The organism is Buttiauxella sp. S19-1, assembly GCF_022134725.1.
GTDB classification, from domain to species: domain Bacteria; phylum Pseudomonadota; class Gammaproteobacteria; order Enterobacterales; family Enterobacteriaceae; genus Buttiauxella; species Buttiauxella ferragutiae.
Genome location: NZ_JAHWLU010000022.1, coordinates 1 through 23,205, shown reverse-complemented (window position 1 = coordinate 23,205; position 23,205 = coordinate 1). Strand labels below are relative to the sequence as shown.

Sequence of the window (23,205 nt, the reverse complement as noted above, 5' to 3'; positions counted from 1 at the left end):
CAGGGGTGTTGGCTGCAACTCGAATTATTTTGGGTATACAAGGAAGGATTAGCGGGAAATAATCAGGTGGATGCCGAATCCGGCAAACAATGCACCGGCAACACCATCAATCCACTTCGCAAGGCGCTGATAACCCCGGCGCATTTGCGGCAGTGCGAACAAGCTGGCAACGATGGTAAACCAGGCGAAAGTTTCCAGCGCAATCATTACAAATAATCCCCAACGCTCAGCGCTTCCTACATCATTGCTAACAAACAGCGAGAACACGCTCCCGAAGTAAATAATAGCTTTAGGATTCGACAGGTTGGTGAGCAGACCTTTCAGGAAGCTGCGCCCGCCATGTGCTAATTCGACCGCTGGCAATTCCTGGGTGACCTTTTCTTTCTTCAGTGCACTACGCAGCATCTGATAGCCCATCCAGCACAAATACAAGCCACCACCAATCATGATGATGTTATGCAGCCAGGCCATTTTTTCGAGGATCAGGTTAAGGCCGAGCAGCGCCACACCTGACCAGACCATCACGCCACCGGTAATACCCAGCACGCCCATCATGGCTTCTTTACGGGAACGGCTCACCGCGGTCTGCGAAACAAAAAAGAAATCCGGGCCGGGAGTGACCAGCGCAACTATATGCAATACCGCTACGGTCAGAAAAAGCGTCAACATAGGAAATAACTCGCTGGATTATTATTTTGGAGAATAACTATACGAGTTGCAGCCAGGGCTGGCTACTACTCATCTTCGCCGTCGACATGGCTACGAATAAGTGCCATAAACTCGCGCCCAAAGCGTTCAAGCTTCCGCGTACCCACACCGTTCACACCCAGCATTTCACCCGGCGAGAGCGGCATTTGCTCGGCCATTTCAATCAATGTGGCATCGTTGAATACCACGTATGGCGGGATGTTTTCTTCATCGGCAATGGCTTTGCGCAGTTTACGCAGCTTGGCAAACAGCTTGCGGTCGTAGTTGCCACCGAACACTTTCGGGCTGGATTTCGATTTGATGGCCACAACGCGAGGCACTGCGAGCATTAAAGGTTCTTCACCGCGTAAAAATGGACGAGCGGCTTCGGTTAACTGCAACGCAGAGTGTTGAGCAATGTTTTGCGTCACCACACCAAGGTGAATCAACTGACGAATAACGCTAACCCAGTGCTCGTGCGTATGATCGCGCCCTTCGCCGTAGATCTTGAGTTTGTCGTGCCCATATTCGCGAATACGCTGGTTATTCGCCCCGCGCAGCACTTCGACTACATACCCCATGCCGAAGCGCTGACCGACACGATAGATACAGGATAGTGCTTTTTGCGCGTCCATCAGCCCGTCGTAACGGCGCGGTGGATCGAGGCAAATATCGCAGTTGCTGCAAGACTGCTGGCGACCTTCGCCAAAGTAATTCAGCAGTACCAGGCGGCGGCAGGTTTGCGCTTCAGCAAACGCGCCCATCGCATTCAGTTTATGGCGCTCGATGTCCTGCAATTGCCCGACGGGTTTTTCTTCGAGGCATTTACGCAGCCAGGCCATATCAGCCGGATCGTAAAATAGCATCGCTTCCGCAGGCAGGCCGTCACGCCCGGCGCGGCCCGTTTCCTGATAATAGGATTCAATATTACGTGGTATGTCGAAGTGCGCGACAAAACGGACGTTGGGCTTGTTGATGCCCATACCGAATGCCACGGTAGCGACCACGATTTGCAGATCATCACGCTGGAATTTTTCTTGCACTTCAGCACGCACCTGGTGTTCAAGCCCGGCGTGATACGCACCAGCGCTGATCCCTTTGCTTTGCAGGCGTGCGGCGGTGTCTTCGACTTTTGCGCGGCTATTACAGTAAATAATGCCGGATTTCCCGCGCTGTTCTTGCACGTAACGCATCAGTTGATCGAGAGGCTTAAACTTCTCCATCAGCATGTAGCGAATATTTGGGCGGTCAAAACTGCTAATTTCGATATACGGATCTTGCAGACCTAACAGGCGAACAATATCAGCACGTGTGGTGTCGTCTGCTGTAGCGGTGAGGGCAATAAACGGCACCGTCGGCAGGCGCTGGCGCAATTGGCCCAGTGCGGCATATTCCGGGCGGAAATCGTGGCCCCACTGCGAAATACAGTGCGCTTCATCGACCGCCACCATCGACAAGTGCCAGTGGCTGATTTGCTCGATGAAGTTATCCATCATCAACCGCTCTGGTGCGATGTAAAGCAGGCGAATCTGCCCGGTGCGGCAACCGGCGAGCACGTCTTGTTGCTGCTCGCGGCTTTGTGTGGAGTTAAGACAGGCCGCCGCAACGCCGTTTGCCAGCAGTTGATCGACCTGATCTTTCATCAGGGAAATCAGCGGAGAAACCACCACGGTCAACCCGCCGAATACCAGGGCCGGGATTTGATAGCACAGTGATTTACCACCGCCAGTCGGCATGACAACCAGGCAATCACGCCCTTCCAGCACCGTTTCGATGATGGTTTCCTGACCCGGGCGGAACTGTTGATAGCCAAAGGTATCTTGCAAAACCTGTCTGGCCAGCACTGCCTGATTAATTACTTCCGCCTGTGTCACGCTTTCCCCACCACAAAAACCGCCGAATTTTTAGAACAGATCGTTAAGCATAACGCCGACACCGAAGCGTGTCTGGTTAAAGTTGTAATCAATTAATGACTCACCGTAGCCACTATAAAGTTGGGTATAGAGGCGAACGTGCTTAGTGACCGGATAACTAAAGCCAAATTCCGCGCCGCCGTAACCGGTATTCCAGTTGTACTGGCCTTTCATACTCAGGATCGCATCACCAAATTGATAGCCAACGCGCAACTGGTAGTAGCCCATGTATTTGGTGATATCCGGGTTGTCGTCGGTGTCGCCGATGACATACCACGGTTTCACTTCAACCATCCAGTTACCATTTTCAGCCATCAGGCGCGTGTATAAACGGTTCCAGCTACGGGAAGTCGGGTCAGAGCGACCGTTGGAGTCGTGATTATAACCAAACTCCACGTCACGTAATGTCCAGCCAGCAAAGGACTCATCGGTCGCGAAACCGAGGAAAACCTGCGGTTCGTAGTTAGTTTCGCGGAAAGGTGAAGACTCGCCGCTGTTTGATAACTGCCACCATGATTTCTGGGTATACGACGCACCTAATACCGAGTTTGAGCCGAGAATACCGCGCCAGATAGGGAACGCGAGGCTAAGCTGGAATTTTACTTCATCCTTTCTGGCGTTATCAGACCAGTTGTAACTTTTGATCGCTTCTTTATTGAGGTCATCTGTCACCGTATAAATTAAATAGTTGGTTTCATACGGATACAGTGTGAACGGATTATCGTGTTCCAGCAGCATGTTAGCGATGATACTGCCGCGAACAGCAGGTTTATCATGCACTTCTTTAATCGTGGCTTCCTGTGCGTAAGCCGTCATTGGCAACAGACTGGCAGCCAATAGCCATCCCAGAAACATGCGCATCGGCAATATTCTCCTGAACAAAAAGGTTTCAAATTATTTTCTCGGACACATTCTACATAGATATGGATGCGCAAGCTCTGTCTACATTTCTTAAAGTGGCAATCAACGATTTCGAAGCATAAAATAAACAATTGGTTAACATTATGATTTTGTTTTGATCGAGGATGATCCATGTCTACCGCATTTCTGACCCCTGAAGCCGCCTTGCAACTGGTCGGTGAGATTTTTGTTTATCACATGCCGTTTAACCGCGCGCTGGGTCTGGAGCTTATACGCTATGAGAAAGACTACGCTGAGCTGTGCTTTAATAATCAACCCATGATGGTCGGGAATTGGGCGCAAAGCATCCTGCATGGCGGGGTGATTGCCTCTTCGCTAGATGTCGCGGCAGGCCTGGTTTGCGTCGGTAGTACGCTTACGCGCCACGACAGCATTAACGAAGAAGAGCTGCGCCAACGCCTGTCAAAAATGGGCACTATCGATTTGCGCGTCGATTATTTACGTCCGGGACGTGGGCAACGCTTTACCGCCAGCAGCAGCCTGCTACGTGCCGGGAATAAGGTAGCGGTTGCCCGTGTGGAGTTACACAACGAAGATAAGCTACATATCGCCAGCGCCACGGCGACCTACATGGTGGGGTGAGAAGATAAATCCTGTTACTATTTGCACACTATTTTTCTCAGAGTTTATTTCATGGATGCGAAACAAACCCGCCAGGGCGTGATTCTTGCACTTATCGCGTATTTTATTTGGGGCATTGCACCCGCCTATTTCAAACTGATCCAGGATGTACCGGCTGATGAAATCCTCACTCATCGCATCATCTGGTCTTTCTTCTTTATGGTGGCGCTGATAAGCATTAGCCGCCAGTGGCCGCAGGTGAAAAAATCCTGTCAGAACCGTAAAAAGGTGCTGGCGATGGCGGTTTCTGCGGTGCTAATTGGCGGCAACTGGCTGCTGTATATCTGGGCGGTGAATAATCATCACATGCTGGAAGCCAGCCTCGGCTACTTCATCAACCCGCTGGTTAACGTGGTGCTGGGGATGATTTTCCTTGGTGAGCGTTTCCGTCGCATGCAGTGGGTCGCCGTGGCACTGGCGGCCTGTGGGGTTTTAGTTCAGCTTTGGACGTTTGGCTCGCTGCCGATCATCGCACTTGGTCTGGCGTTCAGCTTCGCATTTTACGGGCTGGTGCGTAAGAAAATTGCCGTGGATGCGCAAACCGGAATGTTGGTGGAAACGCTGTGGTTGCTGCCGATTGCCGCCATCTATTTGTTTGGCATCGCAGACAGTTCGACCAGCCATATGGGGCAAAACTCACTGTCGCTGAACTTACTGCTGATTGCTGCGGGCGTGGTAACAACGATCCCATTGCTGTGTTTCACCGCTGCGGCAACGCGCCTGCGCCTCTCGACGCTGGGTTTCTTCCAGTACATTGGCCCGACGCTAATGTTCCTGCTGGCAGTAACGTTCTACGGTGAAGTAATAGGCAAAGATAAGTTGCTGACCTTTGGATTTATTTGGGCAGCGCTGGCGTTATTTATTCTTGATGCGGTTTATACCCAGCGTAAGTTGCGCAAAATAGCCTAACGGTGGATGACGCTGTCGCTTATCCCACCCTACGATCAAATGGTTTTGTAGGTCGGGTAAGCGCAGCGCCACCCGACAATTTCACAACCAGTTCTTGCGCTTGAAGTAGAGATACGGTGCCAGGCCCGCGAGAATCATCACGATAATCGCCGCCGGGTAACCGAAACTCAGTTTCAACTCAGGCATAAACTCGAAGTTCATCCCGTAGCTGGATGCCACAAGCGTTGGCGGCAGGAAAACGACCGATACCACCGAGAAGATCTTGATGATGCGGTTCTGCTCGATGTTGATAAAGCCCATCGCCGCCTGCATCAGGAAGTTCACCTTCTGGAACAGCGATTCGTTGTGTGGCAGCAGGGATTCGATATCGCGCAGGATTTCACGCGCCTGCTCAAGCTGGCCGCTCGGCAAACGCGCTTTACGCACCAGGAAGTTCAGGGCGCGTTGGGTATCCATCAGACACAAACGGACTTTCCAGCCGATATCTTCCAGCTCTGCGAGTGTGGAAAGTGCGGCGTCGTATTCATCGCCCTGGTGCCCTTCCATAATCACGCGGCTGAGTTTTTCCAGATCGCTATAGATGTTTTCGATTTCGTCTGCCAGCTGTTCGATTTTGGTTTCAAACAGGTCGAGCAGTAGTTCGTAAGCATTGCCGTCCACCATGCTCTGGCTACGGGCGCGCATGCGATAAAGGCGAAACGCCGGTAATTCACGTTCGCGTAGCGTAAACAGGCGGCCTTCACGAATGGTAAATGCCACGGTGCTGTTGCCCGCGTGATCGTCGGCATCTTCGTAAAAGAAGAATGAGTGAATGTGCAGGCCGTCTTCGTCTTCAAAGAAACGAGCGGATGCTTCGATGTCTTCCAGTTCCGGGCGGGTTGCCAGGCTTTGACCAAGTTCCGTTTGCACGCGCTGACGCTCGCTCTCTTCAGGCTCGACCAAATCAACCCAAACAGAATTGCTCAGGTTATCGGTCTCATCTAATTCAAGACGGGACAGACGATTGTTTTCCAGTTGAAATGCGCTCAGCATGACCGGTACTCCCAATGCAAAAAATATCAGGGACAGTTCGGTTGGCACACAGACAGAAACTAACGAGGTTTCAGACCATTAAAAAGTCTGACTCATTGCGACGGGATATACGAGATATGAGGTCGCCGACAACCACTAAGGCTATCAGCATACGAGGATAGCCTTAGAAGTTGTACCTGGATGACAGGTTATTGAGCCAGTATTTACTGGGTGTGTCCAAGGCGAGTGTCCTCTTAGCGTAATCGTGCGCGCATGTTACGCCAGCAAAAATATGGCGTCAACACGCAACGGGACACCATAGGCTAATAAACTAAGGTGATATTTATAAGGTAGCAAAAGCGTGAAAAACGATGAGTTATTTCGCTAACTTACACCGTTTCCAGTCGCGCATAAGCGGCGACTAACCACTTTATCCCTTGCCCAGGGAATGCCACCTGGATTCGGCTATGTTCACCACTACCTTCAAGGTTAACGACCGTCCCTTCACCAAATTTGGCATGGCGCACACGCTGCCCGAGGGTAAAGCCAGAATCATTTTCAGAGATTGGCGTGCCCATGCGTTTATGGCTGACCGGGCGGCTGATGCTGGCTCGCAGGCGGACTTCTTCGACGCAGTTTTCTGGCAGTTCACCAACGAAGCGTGACGGGCGGTGATAAACCTCTTTGCCATACAGGCGGCGGGTTTCAGCGTAGGTCAGTGTGAGTTTTTGCATTGCACGCGTCACGCCAACATACGCCAGGCGGCGTTCTTCTTCCAGGCGGCCACCTTCATCCAGCGACATCTGGCTTGGGAACATGCCTTCTTCCATGCCGACGATAAACACTTGCGGGAATTCCAGCCCTTTCGCCGAGTGCAGCGTCATCAATTGCACCGCATCTTGCCAGGTATCGGCTTGCCCTTCGCCGGCTTCAAGTGCTGCATGAGACAAGAATGCCTGCAACGGCATCAAGTCTTCATCTTCATCCTGATAGCTGAACTGGCGCGTTGCCGTGACCAGTTCTTCTAAGTTTTCGATGCGCGTCTGGCCTTTCTCGCCCTTTTCCTGCTCGTACATCATCATCAAACCCGAGTCTTTAATCACCCGATCGGTTTGGACGTGCAGCGGCATATCGATGGTTTCGTGTGCCAGCGCGTCGATAAGCTCCATAAAGCGTTGCAGAGCAGAAGCAGCACGCCCCGCCAGCGCTTTTTCCTGCAGCAACAAACGGCAGGCTTGCCACATTGTCAGTTGCTGGTCGCGCGACGTTTGGCGCACCACGTCTAATGTGCGGTCACCGATGCCACGCGTTGGCGTGTTAACCACGCGTTCAAACGCCGCATCGTCGTTACGGTTGGCAATCAGGCGCAGATAGGAGAGCGCATCTTTGATTTCCTGGCGTTCGAAGAAGCGCATGCCGCCATAGATACGGTATGGCATACCGACCTGTAATAACGCCTCTTCCAGTACACGCGACTGGGCGTTACTGCGATAGAGAATCGCACAGTGCTCAAGCGCACCGCCGCTTTCCTGCCACGTTTTGATGCGGTTAACCACAAAACGCGCTTCGTCTAATTCGTTAAATGCGCAATACAGTGAGATCGGCTCACCGTCACTGCCATCCGTCCATAGCTCTTTACCCAGACGACCAGAGTTGTTGGCTATCAGGGCGTTGGCAGCATTCAGAATGTTGTTGGTCGAGCGGTAGTTTTGTTCAAGGCGAATGGTTTGTGCGCCAGGAAAGTCGGTCAGAAAACGTTGGATGTTTTCAACTTGCGCGCCGCGCCAGCCGTAGATTGACTGGTCATCGTCACCGACGATCATCACTTTGCCCGTTTCACCCGCCAGCATGCGAATCCACGCATACTGGATGCTGTTGGTATCCTGGAATTCATCCACCAGAATGTTGGTAAAGCGCTCGCGGTAGTGGTTAAGAATGTGTGGTTTGTTCAGCCACAATTCATGCGCGCGCAGCAGCAGCTCGGCAAAATCCAGCAAACCCGCACGATCGCACGCTTCCTGATAAGCCTGGTAAATTTTTTGCCAGGTTTGCTCAACCGGATTGCCGTAACTTTCAATGTGATGAGGGCGTAAACCTTCGTCTTTTTTGCCGTTGATAAACCACATCGCCTGGCGTGCAGGCCACTGTTTGTCATCGAGATTCATGGCTTTGATCAGGCGCTTTAACAAACGCAGCTGATCTTCGCTATCGAGGATTTGGAAATCCTGCGGTAGGTTGGCATCCATGTGATGCGCGCGCAGTAAGCGGTGCGCAAGACCGTGGAAAGTCCCGACCCACATGCCGCCCTGGCTGGTGCCCATCAGCTGGCCGATACGGTGGCGCATTTCTGCTGCCGCTTTATTGGTAAACGTCACCGCCATAATGGAATACGGCGAGCAGTTTTCCACGCTAATCAACCAGGCGATACGGTGCACCAATACGCGTGTCTTACCACTGCCCGCCCCAGCCAACACTAGCATGTTGCTTCGCGTGGCTGCGACGGCTTCGCGCTGTTTGTCATTGAGGCTGTCGAGCAGGTAAGAAACGTCCATTGGCACCGCCGTTGAGGAGATAAAAATATACTGGAATTTTATACAGACTTGTTGATTATATCAGCGCGGTGAGGGATGCCAACTGCGAAATTTCCAGATGTGGTAATAAGCGGCTGTCATCTATCTGCATCAGGTCGCCATCACGCAGGTTTATCCAGCACGCCTGCATCCCGCAACGAACGGCTCCCGCGACATCTGTCGTCAGGTCATCGCCAACATGCAGAATATGAGCAAGCGGCACATCCAGCTTCTCTGCCGCCAGGTGATACATGTCGTTGAATGGCTTGGAGCGGCCATGTGGGCCAGCGCGTAACACAAACTTAAAGTAATGATCGAGACCAAAAAGATGCGGTTCGGCGTTACCGTTGGTGATCGCCACCAGCGGCCACTTTTCAGCGAGTTTCGCTAATGTATCGTGCGTTTCTTGCGGTACGTCGATTTGGCTGCGCCAGTGGGCGAAGTTGTCCATCGAGGCTTGCGCTCCTGCCGCGGCTTCATCGGCTGACAAGCCGACGTCTAACATGGCTTGTTCGACTGCACGACGACGCCATTCCGTGACATCGTGGTAAATATCAGGCTCTGCAAGCCGCAGCGCATGACGGATGCGCAAAAAATCAGGGCGTTGAAGATGGTTAAGCTTTGGATGGTAATTCTGCACAAAGCTCATTGATTCACGTTCGGTACGTTCAATCACCGCGCGGTTGTCGTACAACGTGTCGTCGAGATCAAATGTGAGCGCGGCAATAGTCCCTAACGGGCGATAAAAGTGCATTACGATTTCCCTCGTTTAGCGCGTGGATGCGCAGCATCATACACTGTGGCTAAGTGCTGGAAGTCGAGATGGGTATAGATTTGTGTGGTCGAAAGGTTGGCGTGGCCCAATAATTCCTGCACGCCGCGCAAATCCCCACTGGATTCCAGCATATGCGTGGCGAACGAATGACGCAGTTTGTGCGGATGCACGTGGCTGTTCAGCCCCTGTTTTATTCCCCACTCGCTAAAGCGTTTCTGGACGTTGCGCGTCGAGATACGCTTCCCTTGTTTAGAGAGAAATAGCGCGTCGTCGTCCGGGCCAAAAAGCTCGCGCAGATCGAGCCAGTGCTCAACCCAGCTAACAGCGGATTTCCCCACCGGCACGCGTCGTTCTTTGCTGCCTTTACCAATCACCCAGACTTCGCCCGTGGTGAGGTCGATATGGCGACAATCCATATTAACCAGCTCTGAAAGACGCAGACCCGCGCCGTACATCACTTCCAGCATGGCGCGGTCACGCACCGCAAGCGGATCGTTGATATCGATATCCAGCAGACGGCTAACGTCATCAACATCGATATTTTTGGGTAGATGGCGGCCAGCTTTCGGCGTGGTTATCCCTTTTGCGGGATTGGCTTTGAGTTCGCCCTGGCTGACACACCAGTCGAAGAAACTGCGCAGTGCGGAAAGACGTAATGCGAGGCTTGATGGGCCGAGGCCAGCCTTGCGGCTGCGAACCGTGATTGAACGCACCGCTGCGGCGTCACACTGTTGCCAGGTACTCATTTTCATCTCGCCCGCCAGAGCGATTATTGCACTGAGCTGGCGGCCATAATTGAGAAGTGTCAGCGGGCTTAACTGGCGCTCTACTTTCAGGTAGCGCAGGAAACCATCGACTAAAGATTGCAGCGGAGAGGCCGTCATACTCGTTCGACCCAGCGCTCCAGCAAGTCTGGCAACATCAGCGCCAGTTCATGAAGGAGTTGTGTACCTTGTCCATCCTGATAATGTTGAGGATCGCGACTACTGAAAACCAGCACGCCTAAATCCGCATCGCTGCCCATCAAAGAAACAGCAACCGAACCGATAGCTTTAGCCTGCGGTAAAACAACCAGTAATTCAGGGCCATTTAGCGGCCCGAGATAATGTTGCCTGTCGCCCAGACGCTGAATACGCAACGGCTCGAAAGCCTGTCGATTCAGCGCCAGATGAGTGAAATCAGAAGGGGCACCAATCCGCCAGCGATCGGCAAAAAGACGCACATTTGCGCCCGCGAGGCCCATTTCACGCGCCCAACGGTGCAGACGATTCAACATTTCCTGCAAACTGGTGGCGGAGGCCAGGCGGCCTTGCAACTTCAGTAAGCGGTAAAACAGCCCTTCGTTGGCACTCGCCTGCTCCATCAGCAGGGTCATGTTTTCCTCAAGAAAATTGATGTGGTTACGGCTACGCGCCATATGCCATTCAACCAACGAAACGGTGCCACGAACCGGGTGTGGCACCTGCATTTGTTCTACATGCTGAGCGTTCCGAATAAAGAAATCAGGATGACGCAGCAGATATTCCGCCACCATACGGTCATCCAGTTCCAGTACGGCTTCTTGCTGTTCCTCGGCGTTCTTCATAGATGTATAAATCCATCATAGACGTGGGCCGCCGGACCGGTCATAAACAGCGGAGTTCCCGGCCCTTTCCAGGCGATATCAAGACGGCCACCAGGCAGCTCTACGCGAACCTGTTCCGCAAGTATTCCTTGCAAGATACCCACAGCAACTGCGCCGCAAGCGCCACTGCCACAAGCTTGTGTTTCTCCGGCACCACGTTCATACACACGCAGGCGGATATGTTCTTTGGTGACAACCTGCATAAAACCGATGTTCGCTCGCTCCGGGAAACGTTCATGGTTTTCCATCACTGGCCCCAGAGTTTCCACGGCCGCTGTCGTCACATCATCGACTTGAATAACGCAATGCGGGTTACCCATCGATACGACGCCGCACATAATGGTTTGTTCGGCAGCACGCATAATATAGGTCTTTTCTGCTTTGTTTGCGCGGAACGGTACGGCAGAGGGTTCGAAATTCGGCTCACCCATATTTACGCACACCAGTTCGTCTTCAGTCACACTGAGAACCATGCGGCCATTGGCGGTGCTGACGCGAATATCGCGTTTGTTAGTCAACCCTTTCAGGCGCACAAATCGCGCGAAACATCGTGCACCATTACCACATTGGGAAACTTCGCTGCCATCGGCATTGAAAATACGGTAATGGAAATCGAGATCAGGATCATAAGGCGGTTCAACCACTAGCAACTGATCAAACCCTACTCCCAAATGCCTGTCAGCCAGACGGCGAATCAGCTCCGGGGAGAAATAGACGTTTTGAGTCACCGCGTCGACGACCATAAAGTCATTACCGAGGCCATGCATCTTCGAAAACTGCATCTTCTGCTCCATATACGCGGCTACTTATCAATAGTTTGCTAGTAGGCAACCTGAGTCGGTGCGTTATCCGTACCACGGTTATTTCGGTCTGGGGTCGCCGGTTGCTGCTGTTTTACAGGAGTGACCTGGCTCGTGGGTTTGGTTGTGCCATCGGCAGGTGGAAAGTACAGAGGACCTTTAAGACCGCAGCCAGAAAGACTGAAAAGTGCCAGCATAAATGCCAGTGGGCAGAAAATTTTCTTCATTATTGAGATGCCTGTAATCCAATATTCTGCCTTCTATCATCGCAGGTGATCCCTGAAAAGCAATACTCTTTTCTCTTCGCGACTGTTGCTATACTGCCGTGAAGACGAACAACTGAGAAACAGATATGAATGACAGTGAATTTCATCGCCTGGCCGACGGTCTGTGGTCAACAATCGAAGAACGCCTGGATGACTGGGATGGTGACAGCGATATTGACTGTGAAATCAACGGTGGCGTACTGAGCCTGAGTTTTGAGAACCGCAGCAAGATTATTATCAATCGCCAGGAGCCTTTGCATCAGGTCTGGCTGGCAACCAAAAACGGCGGTTACCATTTTAATTTGCAGGGCGATAAGTGGATTTGCGATCGCAGCGGCGCTGAGTTTTGGGCGTTGCTGGAAGAAGCTTGCACGCAGCAAGCGGGCGAGCCTGTGAGTTTTAGCTAGCTGTTGCTGTACTGCTGAAGCAGCGGCGTATTGCTGTCGTCATGATTAGCTGGCGTCGCTGCTGTAATAGCCTGGTTGCGGAACGGAATAACCTGCGAGCGCCCCTCTACTTTCACAATCTGATAGAACTGCGGCAAGTTGAAGTTGATAAAGCTTGAACCGTAGGTAAAGCGATCGTGTGACGAAGAGTAGAAACGGCTCACGTCACGCACTAAATCTTCTTTGCTTCCTTCGCAGTGGTGGTAAACCTCTGCGCGGTTACTTTCATCAAGAATATAGATATTGAAGCCGTGGTCCTCACTCGCTTCTTCAAAGAAGAACTGAATGATCCCTTCACTGGCAAACCCATCGACCACTGACGGCAGCTGAACCTGGTTGGTTTCAACCTGCACTGACAGGCCATGAAGTTTGTTGTGCGAAATCGCGCCGTAGAATTCGACTGCATTCTCCAGTTTTTGCACTGAAACGCTCAGGCGCTCGAAGAACAGCCCCCACGTTTGGCCAGAAATACGCAGCGCTTTAAAGCGTCCAGGCTCCTGGCGAGTGCTCGATAAACGGAAGTCGATGCATTCCGAAACCAGTTGCTGAACACGCGTGCGAATAAGCCCACGCAGATGCTGGCTATAGCAGAATACTTCCACGCTATCTGGTGGCGCAGCATCCTGGTGCATTTTGCCCAGAATGGTTTTCAGCGCCTCAATCATCGATTGCTCACCGTTAAAATGCAGGGTACGCACTTCATTCCAGGAGTTGCGATAAAGCAAGTCAACGCTGCCTACCAGGCACTGCTGCTGCTGCCCGAAACTGAACACATCCAGCTTACGGAAATCGAAATGCACGACCTGGTTGCGGAATGCCGCCGTCGGGTCGTATTCGAGGTTCACAATAATTGCCAGATGGCGAATTTCACATGGGCTGTACAACGCTTTCGCGCTTGGCGCAGGCAAACGCAACGGGAAGTGGTGCGAAACGTCAGCCACCATTTCCTGAAGTTTTGGCAAATCGCAAATACCGTTGCCCTTAATAAACAGACGGGTGCGGGAAGTCAGCAGGCCATTAAAGTAGGCCCAGGCCACCAGCTTATTAAGATAACGGTTATATTCCAGCGGTTGATGGCTGACGATGGAATCCATGTTTGGTGCACGGTTGTAGAGATACCAGCCTGAACGGTTAGCACGGCCTGGCGGCACATGAATAAAGGTCAGGTTCGGTTCTGACAAATCAGGGGAGATCTGCGGGTTAACCAGTGTGACTTTGCCTGGCAGCGCTTCAAACGCGGCATACAATTTACGGGTCAACACCCCGATATCTTGCGGGCTTGCGCTTACGCTCAGGTTATTACGGCGCGCGAAACGAATCAGGTTGCGATAGCTTTGCATCATCGCATCAAGCAACTCGTTGTGTGCATCCCGAACCTGGTCAATTTTCCAGTTAGCGCGGTTATCCAGCATCGCCAGACGTGGCTCGTCCCAACCCCAGTCTTTGACCAGTTGGCTCAAGACTTCACGACGCCAGCCTACGCAGGCGCGTTCACGGGAGAGTTTTTCGCACACTTTGAGATAGAAGCAACGGCGAACTAAATCCAGACGTGCGGTATCTTCTATTTGCGTGAGGTAGTGAGTCACACGCTCCAGCATCATGCAGTAAGGATCAAGCCCAAAGGAGACTATCTCGCCATCATGCAAACGCTGCTTAATGTCTTTTGCCAATAAACGAGTGTTCGGGTATTCCCAAGAATAAGCTTCCAGCAACAGTGTTTTCAGCACCGCTTTATAAGGGGAGTCGATACTTTTATAAAGCTGCCACAGGCTGGCACCAAAGTACTCTTCGGCCGAAAGGGTGCTTAAACCACCGAGATCGAGCCACTCGTTTGGCGTGAGCACACCCTGCGAGTAGAGGCTCATCACGTAATCGTCGTAATGATCTTCTTCATCACCCGGAACCATACTCCAGAGAATACGTTTCCCGGCCAGGCGCACTGCGGTGCGGTAGAATTCATCAAGCAACAAGATGTGTTGTGTTGAACCACAGTCTTCGCCGCCCAGGCTACCACTTTCGTTGTGGCGGAAGCGGTTTTCGTCAATCAGGAAGAAGCTGACTTCAACGCCTAAAGAGGCGGCCCAGCTTTCCAGTACGCTACATTTACGTTGCAGCAACTGGCGCTCGTCGTTATCGAGCCATGACTGGTGACAAACCCAAATATCCAGATCGGAAGAACAGCTTTGCCCAACGGACGATGTGCTGCCCATTGAATAGAGGCCAGTGATCGGTAATTCGCCAGATTCGGTTTTCTGCGGCGGCATACCGCGCATCAATTCGAGTTCGTTGAGGTAGTGGCGTTGGGTTTCATCAGGCGTGTAAATGCAAATGCCGTGTGGAACGTTACCCTCAAGGTAACCTGGCATCAGCGGGTGATGATAATGTAGCAATGTTGGCAGAAGACTGTAGACCTGTTGAAAAGCAGGCCCCATGGCAGCAAGTGCGCGATCTACACGCAGTTGGTTAATGGCATCCAGTCTCTGTTTAAGAGTCTCAATATAGAGGTACAAGACATATCGCCTGATGGTTTCAGTATTTCGAAAAAACCCGTTTCCCGGTTGTTGCCTCTATTATAAACGACAAGGCAAAGAATTGCTGGAAACGTGATCAATTTAACACCTTGCTGGTTGACCGTAAAGAAAGATGCGCTACGCGCCAAGTTCCTTACCGGCTCCCTGCTTTATATTCCATAATACGAAAGACGTCCCTCTTTTCCGCAAAACCGTTGAAACTGACAGTCTTCTGTGAAGAGTGGTAGGATGGTCAGGGACGATAATTACGGTAACTAGCAATGTTAGACAATGTATTAAGAATTGCCACCCGCCAAAGTCCATTAGCACTCTGGCAAGCACATTATGTCAAACAACGCCTCGAGGCGAACCATCCCCAGCTCACGGTTGAACTGGTGCCAATGGTTACGCGTGGCGACATCATTCTTGATACACCGCTAGCGAAAGTAGGTGGCAAGGGATTGTTTGTCAAAGAGTTAGAACTTGCACTCCTTGAAGGGCGCGCGGATATCGCAGTACATTCCATGAAAGATGTGCCAGTCGAGTTTCCTGAAGGCCTGGGTCTGGTGACCATTTGCGAGCGCGATGATCCGCGTGATGCTTTTGTTTCCAATAATTTCACCGACCTCGACTCTCTGCCTGCTGGCAGCGTAGTCGGCACTTCCAGCCTCCGCCGCCAGTGCCAGATTGCTGAGCGCCGCCCGGACCTGGTCATTCGCTCATTACGCGGCAATGTCGGGACTCGTTTGGGCAAGCTCGATAACGGTGACTACGATGCAATTATTCTTGCGGTTGCCGGGCTTAATCGACTGGGGCTGCAATCACGTATTCGCTACGCCTTGCCAGCAGAAGTTTCCCTGCCTGCTGTGGGTCAGGGGGCAGTAGGAATCGAGTGCCGTCTTGACGACATACGCACTCAAGAGTTACTTGAGTCGCTGAATCATGAAGAAACCGCGATTCGCGTCAGCGCAGAACGAGCCATGAACATGCGTCTTGAGGGCGGATGCCAGGTACCAATCGGCAGTTATGCCGAGTTGATTAACGGTGAGCTCTGGCTGCGAGCATTAGTGGGCGCACCAGACGGCTCAATCCTGGTTCGTGGTGAGCGCCGTGGTAAACCAGAAGAGGCCGAAGTGATGGGAATTTCTCTTGCGGAAGAACTCCTTGATAAAGGAGCCCGTGAAATTCTGGCCGCGGTTTATGACGGAGATGCCCCGGCATGACGATCCTTGTCACCCGCCCTTCCCCAGCAGGGGACGAGTTAGTGAGCAGACTGCGCGCACTGGGGCAGGTGGCGTATAGCTTCCCTCTCATCGAGTTTTCCCCTGGTCGGCAGTTGGACAAACTGCCGTCTATGCTAGCGAGCCTGTCCACAGGCGATCTGGTGTTCGTGTTATCACAACACGTCATACAGTACGCCCAGCCGCAATTAAGCCAAAATGGTATGCCATGGCCTGCAAATCTTGCCTGGTTTGCTATTGGGCGCACCACTGCGTTAGCGTTTCATACCGTGAGCCATTTGCCGGTTCGCTATCCGCAAGACAGGGAAACAACGGAAGTCTTGCTACAATTACCTGAATTACAGAATATTGCTGGTAAACGTGCACTCATTTTACGCGGCAATGGTGGCCGTGAACTGTTAGGCGAAACGCTGACAGCGCGCGGTGCAGAAGTCACTTTCTGCGAATGTTATCAAAGAAATGCCAGAATTTATGACGGAACGGAAGAAGCCTTTCGCTGGCGCGAACGTGGAGTTTCAACGCTGGTCGTGACGAGTGGTGAAATGCTACAACAGCTTTATGCTCTCGTTCCCGAATGGTATCGAAAAAACTGGTTACTACACTGCCAACTATTAGTTGTTAGTGAGCGTCTGGCAGACCTTGCCCGGGATCTGGGCTGGCAGGATATTCGGGTCGCCGATAACGCAGACAATGACGCGCTGCTTCGCGCGTTACAATAAATCAATAACATGGGACGCCACAATGACGGAACAACAGACTAACTCCGCCATGGTTGAAGAGACCAAACCAGGGCTGGAAAGCGCACCGCTTCCAGAACAACCACCACAAAAAAATCGTAGTGGTATTGCCGGAATTGCGCTGGGTGCTATCGCCATTGCTATTGCGCTGGCGTTAGGTGGCGGTCTTTACAGTTATGGCAAGCATCAGTCGGCGGCGCAAACTGCCAATACCGATGCGCTGGCAACACAATTAATCGCCTTGCAAAAGCAGCAAGAACAGCAGCAATCCGCGCTGGAAACCACTATCAAGCAGCAAGCGTCTGCTCTCGAAGAGTCGAATCGCCAACAAGCAAATCTGGCGCGTGAGCTTGAGGAAGTGCAGCAAAAAGTGGCGACCATTTCCGGGAGTGATGCGAAAACCTGGTTGCTAGCGCAGTCCGATTTCCTGGTGAAATTGGCAGGGCGAAAACTGTGGAGCGATCAGGATGTCACCACCGCGGTAGCACTTCTGAAAAGTGCAGATGCCAGCCTTGCGGATATGAATGACCCGAGCGTGCTGGCTGCTCGCCGTGCGCTAACGGATGATATTTCTGCGTTGTCCGCGATTACTCAGGTGGATTACGACGGGATTATCCTCAAACTAAATCAGCTATCTAATCAAGTCGATAACCTGCGTCTTGCGGATAATAATACCGATGACACGCCGATGGACTCTGACGGTAACGAGCTCTCAAGCACTGTCACGGAATGGCGTCAAAACCTGGCAAAAAGCTGGCACAACTTTATGGATAGCTTCATTACTATCCGCCGTCGCGATGAAACGGCGGTGCCACTGCTGGCACCAAACCAAGATGTTTATCTGCGTGAGAATATCCGCTCACGTCTGCTGGTTGCTGCGCAAGCTGTTCCACGTCATCAGGATGAAACCTATAAGCAATCGCTGGAGAATGTCTCCACATGGGTTCGGGCTTATTACGATACCAATGACAGCGTCACCAAGTCGTTCCTTGATGAACTGGATTCTTTGAGCCAGCAAAGCATCAATATGGATGTGCCGCAAACGCTGGAAAGCCAGCCGCTGTTGGAAAAGCTGATGCAGACTCGGGTACGCAATTTACTCGCCCAGCCAGCAGCCAGCACGGCATCCCCTGCTCCAGTTGAACCCGCGCCTGCTCCGGTTCCCGCACCCACTCAAGGAGAATAAGCATGATTAAAGTCTTATTACTCTTTCTGCTGTTGATCGCCGGGATCGTGCTCGGGCCAATGCTGGCGGGCCATCAGGGTTATGTGCTGATCCAGACAGATAATTACAACGTGGAAACCAGCGTCACAGGCCTGGTGATCATTCTGATCTTAAGTCTGGTTGTGCTGTTTGCCATTGAATGGGTGCTGCGTCGTGTTTTCCGCACCGGTGCCCGTACTCGTGGCTGGTTCGTAGGGCGTAAAAGCAGCCGTGCGCGTAAGCAAACCAAAGCGGCATTGCTGAAACTGGCAGAAGGCGATTACCAGCAGGTTGAGAAGCTGATGCTGAAAAATGCCGATCATGCGGAACAACCAGTGGTGAACTATTTGCTGGCAGCCGAAGCGGCACAACAGCGCGGTGATGAAGTCCGGGCAAATCAGCATCTAGAACGTGCAGCTGAACTGGCAGACCACGATCAATTACCGGTAGAAATTACTCGCGTGCGCCTGCAACTGGCTCGTAACGAGAATCACGCGGCACGCCACGGTGTGGATAAATTGCTGGAAACCGCTCCGCGTCATCCGGAAGTTTTGCGCCTGGCTGAAATGGCCTATGTCCGTACCGGAGCATGGGGCTCGCTGCTTGATATTTTACCGGCAATGAACAAAGTTCAGGTGAGTGATGAAGCCCATCGTGCAGAGCTTCAGCGCCAGGCATGGATTGGGTTGATGGATCAGGCAATGGCAGATCAAGGTAACGATGGCCTGAAAAGCTGGTGGAAAAACCAAAGCCGTAAAACGCGCCACGAGACAGTGTTGCAGGTCGCTATGGCAGAGCATCTGATTGAATGTGACGATCATGACGCCGCGCAGGAAATCATTCTCGATGGCCTGAAACGCCAGTTTGACGAACGCCTGGTGTTACTGATGCCGCGTTTGAAATCTGGAAACCCAGAGCAACTCGAGAAAGCCCTTCGCCAGCAGATTAAAACGCAAGGCGATCGTCCGTTGTTGTACAGCACTCTCGGCCAGTTGCTGATGAAGCACGGTGAGTGGCAGCCAGCATGCGAGGCCTTCCGCGAAGCCATTAAACAACGCCCTGATGCGTTTGATTACGCCTGGCTGGCTGATTGCCTGGACAGGCTGCATCAACCTGAGGAAGCCGCGACCATGCGTCGCGATGGCCTGTTGTTAACTCTGCAAAATAATCCTAATCCGTAGATCCCAGGGGCGAAATCTTTCGCCCTTTTCCCTTTCTCGCTTTCCCTTACTGCATGCAAAAAAAAACACCTGCCAATTGGCAGGTGTTAAAACAGGTCTGTATGACAACTAAGTGGTGCTTCACTCAACGTTATGTCCATGGTGTCGGATGAGGTCTGAAAGACGACATCTGTCGGTGGACGATAAGCACCGTAATCGGCTCTGCGTCATTCCTGGGTTTATGAAGCCTAAGCAAACATAAGAAGTGGAATGAGCATCTACCTGTATATTATTGCACGATGTGTGCCAGGTTTGAATCCATAATTGCCATGAACCTATAATCGTTTGGTATTCATGTTGTTATCGTTGATAGCACTGGCAGCTGATGGGTTTTGTCTGGACTTTAGGTTTTCTGCAATAGTGTCTCTGTTTAGAGACACATAAACTCAATCCTGGTATTATTCATTTTTATCAATGAGTTAATAGTCACCAAACGGCGACAACAAAAGCAGGAATGTCGCGAATAAGAGACTGGGATTGAGATGGACTGTTTTCGCAAGGGTGTCGGATGACGCTGCGCTTATCCGACCTACGAAACGGCAAACTACGGACGTAAAAAAGCCCAATCTTTCGATTGGGCTTTCTTGAATTTGGTCGGCGAGAGAGGATTCGAACCTCCGACCCACTGGTCCCAAACCAGTTGCGCTACCAAGCTGCGCTACTCGCCGAAATACTGCTTTTACTTCTTACTGCTTTTAAATTAGAGATGGTGCGAAGAGAGGGACTTGAACCCTCACGTCCGTAAGAACACTAACACCTGAAGCTAGCGCGTCTACCAATTCCGCCACCTTCGCAATATCACTAAATTAATGGGGTGGCTAATGGGACTCGAACCCACGACAACTGGAATCACAATCCAGGGCTCTACCAACTGAGCTATAGCCACCACTGTAAATCTTTTCGCGCGGTCTACCTTCCTAAGAAGAAGTACCGCCGCAGCTCCAGCGCCATTCAATTAATGGTGCGCCCGACAGGATTCGAACCTGAGACCTCTGCCTCCGGAGGGCAGCGCTCTATCCAGCTGAGCTACGGGCGCATAGCGCCGTTGCGGGGTCGGATATTACGGGCTTCATGCCCACCTGTCTAGTGCTTATTTAAATAAAATGCGCATTTGGTTATGCTTTGCACATTCTGATGATTATCCAGCCAAATTCAGCCATAAAACTCACTTTAACGGTGTGTCGGGTAGCGTTTTATAACCGACCGGTGTAATGCCAGGCCAGATAACGCAGCAACTTTATTTGGCGTGTGATGCGGCTCGGTTGCGACAACAAACGATAAAGCCATTCCAGACCAAGGTTCTGCCATATCTTTGGTGCACGCTTCACATGGCCGGTAAACACATCGTAGGTACCACCCACACCCATATATAACGCATCAGGATGAACCTTACGGCAATCCCGCATAAAGATTTCCTGCCGCGGCGACCCCATCGCTACCGTCACAATAGCCGCGCCACTGTCCCGAATACGTTCAAACAAAGCCGCTTGCTGTTCCGCTTTGAAGTAACCATCCTGGCAACCGACAATATTAACCTGCCACTGTTCGCGCAGTTTGGCTTCGGTTTGCGCCAGTATTTCTGGTTTGCCGCCAATGAGGAAAACTGGTGTACCTTCTTGCCCCGCACGCTGCATCAAAGCTTCCCATAGGTCAGCACCAGGCACGCGTGACACAACCGCGCCAGGGAATTTTTTGCGAATGGAACGCACCACGCTAATTCCGTCGGCGTATTTGTATTCCGCAGCTTCGATCAGCGTTCGCACTTCCGGCTCACGTTCTGCGGCAAGAATTTTCTCTGCGTTAATCGCCACCAGCGTACCTCTACGCAGTGTTCCTTCTGTGTAGAGGTAATCCAAAGCATGCTGCATATCGCGCCAGCCCAGAAGGTTCAGACCGCGAATGGCATAGGAAGGGGCGGTAGTCAGTCGGTTCATGATATTCCTTGTGATGCTTTTTGGGTGCCTGAGACAGCTTGCGGGGAACGTCTTAACCGTTGATGTATCAGCCCCGCACTATCAAATAACCAGTAGAGCAGTTTAGCCAGCAGCAAGCAGGCACCAAATACCATCAGGAAAAATACAACGCGTGAGACGAAGGAATCCAGGCCCTCTCGTGCCAGAACAATCATGTTAAAGATCGCCCCGAAACAGAAACTATGCAGAATGGCTGCTTTGTACTTGTTGGTTTCCCGATTCCCCAGCTCATACAACCAGTCGAACCATTTGATGATTAGCCCCACTACCACTGCGCCCAACGGGATAAACCACACACCGCCCATCACCACCAGCGAGCCAATTAAGGTTGGTGAAATCGCCAGGCCAGAATGGTTGTTGAGAATTTCCCAGGTAAAGTAGTTCGCACTATTCAGTACAATACCGGGCCGACTTGGCCACAGCCATGTCGGAATAAAGACATAGAAATCACGTACTATCGGTGCCAATCCCTGGAATTCAATTTTGTCGTAATTTTGCAGTAGTAATCCCAGGTTTTCCCACGGAGAGAAGGTATCGCGCGTCAGGTACAAGAAGGTATAAAACGCTTCATCACCACTCACATTGAGACCGTAGCGTTTCAATGCCAGCCAGAACATGCCGACGATACCGAAGACGCCAGCCGCCGCCAGCATCCACAGCGAAATCCAACCGCGAATAATACCGATGAACAAAAAGATGGCGAACGCGATGATGATATTGGCGCGAGTCCCGCCAACAATCATGTAAGTCAGCAAGCCAAACGCTACAGTGCTGACCAGGAAGAACATCCAGGCGCGGCCATCTTGTTTAAGGAAATAGACCACCAGCATGGCGGGGATAAAGAAGTAGAAGAAGCGCTTTAACGCAACGCCCGACACTTCACTGGAGAAAATCTGGCTGTAGGAGTGCAGCTTAAATAACAAAAAACCATTATGCATAAAGAAGATGCCAACACTGACCAGCGCCACCACCATCAACATCACCCACGTCAGATGAGTCTCGACCCGGTTCATGGTAAAGACAGGACGGCGCACCGTTTCAGTTCTCTTCGCACGCAGCCTCGTTTTGTAGGCAACATAGTAGATACCGTAGAAACAGACTGCTGCAAGTTGTGCTTGTAGCAACACATCGGCCGGTACGACCGCCACGCCGAAGCGGAACACCAGCGTGCAGGTAAACGGGAAGCCAAAGAAAAATGTCAGCAGATAAAGCAGCGAGAAGAACACATTAAAATTGAAACGCACCCGGCGAAATTCCTGGTACGTTAACGTGCCAATGAACATCACTGATAAGAACCAGACCACAAACAAACCGCCAAATTGCAGCATACTCATGCGGTTTCTCCCGCAGCGATGTCCAGCGCCCGTTTCCAGCCGTCAATGTAATTAGGGTTGAAGAAGGCAATTTGTTGTTTATCCAGTAAGCGTAGTTGACGCTGCGCTTCGCGGACGATCGACTCATCCAGTGTGTCACCAGCAAAGAGCACGGGAATATGCTGTTCAGCCATATCCTGCCAGAACGGGTTTTTGCGACTCAACACGCACGGAATGCCCGCCTGAATCAGTAAGCAAAGCGTGCCGATTCCTTGCTGGCGGTCAAAAATGAAATATCCCAGCGAGCATTGACGCAACAGCGCCAGATAGTCGTCGAAGTCCATTTTTTCCGTCAGCACTTGTAGGTTCTCTTCGCTGAACAACGCTCGACCTGCTTGCTGTACCTCATGAATATACGCATCGTTGTTAGCGGGATAGCCCATCGGAACCACCACGCGTACCGT

At 51.8% G+C, this 23,205-nt stretch carries 22 protein-coding genes and 4 tRNA genes; 7 read left to right on the top strand and 19 right to left on the bottom strand.

Features of this window, described 5'->3' with window-relative positions; all coding sequences use genetic code 11:
* Positions 1–48 precede the first annotated feature (48 nt).
* The 3 genes from rhtC to pldA form a co-directional block, all read right to left on the bottom strand.
* Complete coding sequence (gene rhtC / locus MES37_RS07760) at positions 49–669, bottom strand: threonine export protein RhtC (RefSeq protein WP_064541498.1); 621 nt, start codon at positions 667–669, stop codon at positions 49–51.
* Positions 670–734: 65 nt separating this feature from the next.
* Positions 735–2,561, bottom strand: coding sequence for an ATP-dependent DNA helicase RecQ (recQ, locus tag MES37_RS07755; protein ID WP_064541501.1), 1,827 nt, complete (start codon positions 2,559–2,561; stop codon positions 735–737).
* Positions 2,562–2,591: 30 nt separating this feature from the next.
* Entirely contained in the window at positions 2,592–3,461 is an 870-nt protein-coding gene (pldA, locus tag MES37_RS07750; RefSeq protein ID WP_064541503.1) for a phospholipase A, read from the bottom strand.
* 171 nt (positions 3,462–3,632) lie between these two features.
* On the opposite strand from pldA, the gene MES37_RS07745 reads away from it, so the two are divergent.
* The gene (locus tag MES37_RS07745) at positions 3,633–4,103 is read left to right on the top strand and encodes a thioesterase family protein (protein WP_064541505.1); all 471 of its coding nucleotides are present in this window, start codon (positions 3,633–3,635) and stop codon (positions 4,101–4,103) included.
* A 51-nt stretch (positions 4,104–4,154) separates the two neighbouring features.
* Positions 4,155–5,051, top strand: coding sequence for an EamA family transporter RarD (gene rarD, locus MES37_RS07740; protein WP_064541508.1), 897 nt, complete (start codon positions 4,155–4,157; stop codon positions 5,049–5,051).
* An 81-nt stretch (positions 5,052–5,132) separates the two neighbouring features.
* On the opposite strand, the gene corA is transcribed toward rarD, so the two are convergent.
* The 8 genes from corA to lptM all read right to left on the bottom strand — a co-directional run bounded on the left by corA (position 5,133) and on the right by lptM (position 12,058).
* Positions 5,133–6,083: a magnesium/cobalt transporter CorA gene (gene corA / locus MES37_RS07735; protein ID WP_064541513.1), complete on the bottom strand. Its 951-nt coding sequence runs from the start codon at positions 6,081–6,083 to the stop codon at positions 5,133–5,135.
* A 163-nt stretch (positions 6,084–6,246) separates the two neighbouring features.
* Positions 6,247–6,303 carry a YsgD/CorL family protein gene (ysgD, locus tag MES37_RS24930; RefSeq protein ID WP_367597360.1) on the bottom strand — a complete coding sequence of 19 codons (57 nt, stop codon included), beginning with the start codon at positions 6,301–6,303 and terminating at the stop codon, positions 6,247–6,249.
* A 148-nt stretch (positions 6,304–6,451) separates the two neighbouring features.
* Positions 6,452–8,614 carry a DNA helicase II gene (gene uvrD / locus MES37_RS07730; protein WP_064541517.1) on the bottom strand — a complete coding sequence of 721 codons (2,163 nt, stop codon included), beginning with the start codon at positions 8,612–8,614 and terminating at the stop codon, positions 6,452–6,454.
* Between the two features lie 55 nt (positions 8,615–8,669).
* The gene (yigB, locus tag MES37_RS07725) at positions 8,670–9,386 is read right to left on the bottom strand and encodes a 5-amino-6-(5-phospho-D-ribitylamino)uracil phosphatase YigB (protein ID WP_064541519.1); all 717 of its coding nucleotides are present in this window, start codon (positions 9,384–9,386) and stop codon (positions 8,670–8,672) included.
* Complete coding sequence (gene xerC / locus MES37_RS07720; protein WP_064541522.1) at positions 9,386–10,291, bottom strand: tyrosine recombinase XerC; 906 nt, start codon at positions 10,289–10,291, stop codon at positions 9,386–9,388. The genes yigB and xerC overlap by 1 nt, the downstream gene beginning before the upstream one ends.
* On the bottom strand, positions 10,288–10,992 hold the full coding sequence (locus tag MES37_RS07715; RefSeq protein WP_064541525.1) for a DUF484 domain-containing protein: 705 nt from the start codon (positions 10,990–10,992) through the stop codon (positions 10,288–10,290). The genes xerC and MES37_RS07715 overlap by 4 nt, the downstream gene beginning before the upstream one ends.
* Positions 10,989–11,813, bottom strand: a complete 825-nt coding sequence (gene dapF, locus MES37_RS07710) for a diaminopimelate epimerase (protein ID WP_064541528.1) — start codon at positions 11,811–11,813, stop codon at positions 10,989–10,991. The genes MES37_RS07715 and dapF overlap by 4 nt, the downstream gene beginning before the upstream one ends.
* A gap of 38 nt (positions 11,814–11,851) precedes the next feature.
* Complete coding sequence (gene lptM / locus MES37_RS07705; RefSeq protein ID WP_121814575.1) at positions 11,852–12,058, bottom strand: LPS translocon maturation chaperone LptM; 207 nt, start codon at positions 12,056–12,058, stop codon at positions 11,852–11,854.
* A 125-nt stretch (positions 12,059–12,183) separates the two neighbouring features.
* Here lptM and cyaY point away from each other — a divergent pair, with 125 nt between their 5' ends.
* Entirely contained in the window at positions 12,184–12,504 is a 321-nt protein-coding gene (cyaY, locus tag MES37_RS07700) for an iron donor protein CyaY (RefSeq protein ID WP_064541534.1), read from the top strand.
* Here the strand turns inward: cyaY and cyaA are convergent.
* Positions 12,501–15,053: a class I adenylate cyclase gene (cyaA, locus tag MES37_RS07695; RefSeq protein WP_064541537.1), complete on the bottom strand. Its 2,553-nt coding sequence runs from the start codon at positions 15,051–15,053 to the stop codon at positions 12,501–12,503. The two genes, cyaY and cyaA, sit on opposite strands and share 4 nt — an antisense overlap.
* Positions 15,054–15,334: 281 nt before the next feature.
* Between cyaA and hemC the strand changes: the two genes are divergently transcribed.
* Genes hemC through hemY form a run of 4 tightly spaced genes read left to right on the top strand, consistent with a single transcriptional unit; the run spans position 15,335 to position 19,416 of the window.
* Positions 15,335–16,276 (top strand): hydroxymethylbilane synthase, encoded by a 942-nt coding sequence (hemC, locus tag MES37_RS07690; protein WP_064541540.1) that lies wholly within the window; start codon positions 15,335–15,337, stop codon positions 16,274–16,276.
* A complete protein-coding gene (gene hemD, locus MES37_RS07685) occupies positions 16,273–17,013 on the top strand; it encodes a uroporphyrinogen-III synthase (protein WP_064541544.1) in 741 nt (246 codons plus the stop codon). The genes hemC and hemD overlap by 4 nt, the downstream gene beginning before the upstream one ends.
* A gap of 22 nt (positions 17,014–17,035) precedes the next feature.
* Positions 17,036–18,217 (top strand): uroporphyrinogen-III C-methyltransferase, encoded by a 1,182-nt coding sequence (gene hemX / locus MES37_RS07680; protein ID WP_237930868.1) that lies wholly within the window; start codon positions 17,036–17,038, stop codon positions 18,215–18,217.
* A 2-nt stretch (positions 18,218–18,219) separates the two neighbouring features.
* Entirely contained in the window at positions 18,220–19,416 is a 1,197-nt protein-coding gene (gene hemY, locus MES37_RS07675; protein ID WP_064541549.1) for a protoheme IX biogenesis protein HemY, read from the top strand.
* Between the two features lie 630 nt (positions 19,417–20,046).
* Here the strand turns inward: hemY and MES37_RS07670 are convergent.
* From MES37_RS07670 to MES37_RS07640, 7 genes are all read right to left on the bottom strand, one after another.
* A tRNA-Pro gene (locus tag MES37_RS07670) sits at positions 20,047–20,123 on the bottom strand.
* Between the two features lie 39 nt (positions 20,124–20,162).
* Positions 20,163–20,249: transfer RNA gene (locus MES37_RS07665), tRNA-Leu, on the bottom strand.
* 16 nt (positions 20,250–20,265) lie between these two features.
* Positions 20,266–20,341 (bottom strand) — tRNA-His (locus MES37_RS07660).
* A gap of 73 nt (positions 20,342–20,414) precedes the next feature.
* A tRNA-Arg gene (locus MES37_RS07655) sits at positions 20,415–20,491 on the bottom strand.
* Positions 20,492–20,648: 157 nt separating this feature from the next.
* Positions 20,649–21,389, bottom strand: coding sequence for a lipopolysaccharide N-acetylmannosaminouronosyltransferase (gene wecG / locus MES37_RS07650; protein ID WP_133523142.1), 741 nt, complete (start codon positions 21,387–21,389; stop codon positions 20,649–20,651).
* Positions 21,386–22,762, bottom strand: coding sequence for an ECA oligosaccharide polymerase (gene wzyE / locus MES37_RS07645; RefSeq protein WP_064541555.1), 1,377 nt, complete (start codon positions 22,760–22,762; stop codon positions 21,386–21,388). Before wzyE ends, wecG begins: the two co-directional genes overlap by 4 nt.
* Positions 22,759–23,205, bottom strand: a 447-nt coding sequence (locus MES37_RS07640; protein ID WP_237930866.1) for a TDP-N-acetylfucosamine:lipid II N-acetylfucosaminyltransferase, incomplete at its 5' end; no start/stop codon positions are given. The genes MES37_RS07640 and wzyE, both read right to left, overlap by 4 nt.

Excerpts from the sequence above, each read along its gene's own strand:
- rhtC (WP_064541498.1), bottom strand. The coding sequence starts at position 669 with ATGTTGACGCTTTTTCTGACCGTAGCGGTATTGCATATAGTTGCGCTG.
- pldA (WP_064541503.1), bottom strand. The coding sequence starts at position 3,461 with ATGCGCATGTTTCTGGGATGGCTATTGGCTGCCAGTCTGTTGCCAATG.
- MES37_RS07745 (WP_064541505.1), top strand. The coding sequence starts at position 3,633 with ATGTCTACCGCATTTCTGACCCCTGAAGCCGCCTTGCAACTGGTCGGT.
- rarD (WP_064541508.1), top strand. The coding sequence starts at position 4,155 with ATGGATGCGAAACAAACCCGCCAGGGCGTGATTCTTGCACTTATCGCG.
- corA (WP_064541513.1), bottom strand. The coding sequence starts at position 6,083 with ATGCTGAGCGCATTTCAACTGGAAAACAATCGTCTGTCCCGTCTTGAA.
- uvrD (WP_064541517.1), bottom strand. The coding sequence starts at position 8,614 with ATGGACGTTTCTTACCTGCTCGACAGCCTCAATGACAAACAGCGCGAA.
- yigB (WP_064541519.1), bottom strand. The coding sequence starts at position 9,386 with ATGCACTTTTATCGCCCGTTAGGGACTATTGCCGCGCTCACATTTGAT.
- xerC (WP_064541522.1), bottom strand. The coding sequence starts at position 10,291 with ATGACGGCCTCTCCGCTGCAATCTTTAGTCGATGGTTTCCTGCGCTAC.
- MES37_RS07715 (WP_064541525.1), bottom strand. The coding sequence starts at position 10,992 with ATGAAGAACGCCGAGGAACAGCAAGAAGCCGTACTGGAACTGGATGAC.
- dapF (WP_064541528.1), bottom strand. The coding sequence starts at position 11,813 with ATGCAGTTTTCGAAGATGCATGGCCTCGGTAATGACTTTATGGTCGTC.
- lptM (WP_121814575.1), bottom strand. The coding sequence starts at position 12,058 with ATGAAGAAAATTTTCTGCCCACTGGCATTTATGCTGGCACTTTTCAGT.
- cyaY (WP_064541534.1), top strand. The coding sequence starts at position 12,184 with ATGAATGACAGTGAATTTCATCGCCTGGCCGACGGTCTGTGGTCAACA.
- hemC (WP_064541540.1), top strand. The coding sequence starts at position 15,335 with ATGTTAGACAATGTATTAAGAATTGCCACCCGCCAAAGTCCATTAGCA.
- hemD (WP_064541544.1), top strand. The coding sequence starts at position 16,273 with ATGACGATCCTTGTCACCCGCCCTTCCCCAGCAGGGGACGAGTTAGTG.
- hemX (WP_237930868.1), top strand. The coding sequence starts at position 17,036 with ATGACGGAACAACAGACTAACTCCGCCATGGTTGAAGAGACCAAACCA.
- hemY (WP_064541549.1), top strand. The coding sequence starts at position 18,220 with ATGATTAAAGTCTTATTACTCTTTCTGCTGTTGATCGCCGGGATCGTG.
- wecG (WP_133523142.1), bottom strand. The coding sequence starts at position 21,389 with ATGAACCGACTGACTACCGCCCCTTCCTATGCCATTCGCGGTCTGAAC.
- wzyE (WP_064541555.1), bottom strand. The coding sequence starts at position 22,762 with ATGAGTATGCTGCAATTTGGCGGTTTGTTTGTGGTCTGGTTCTTATCA.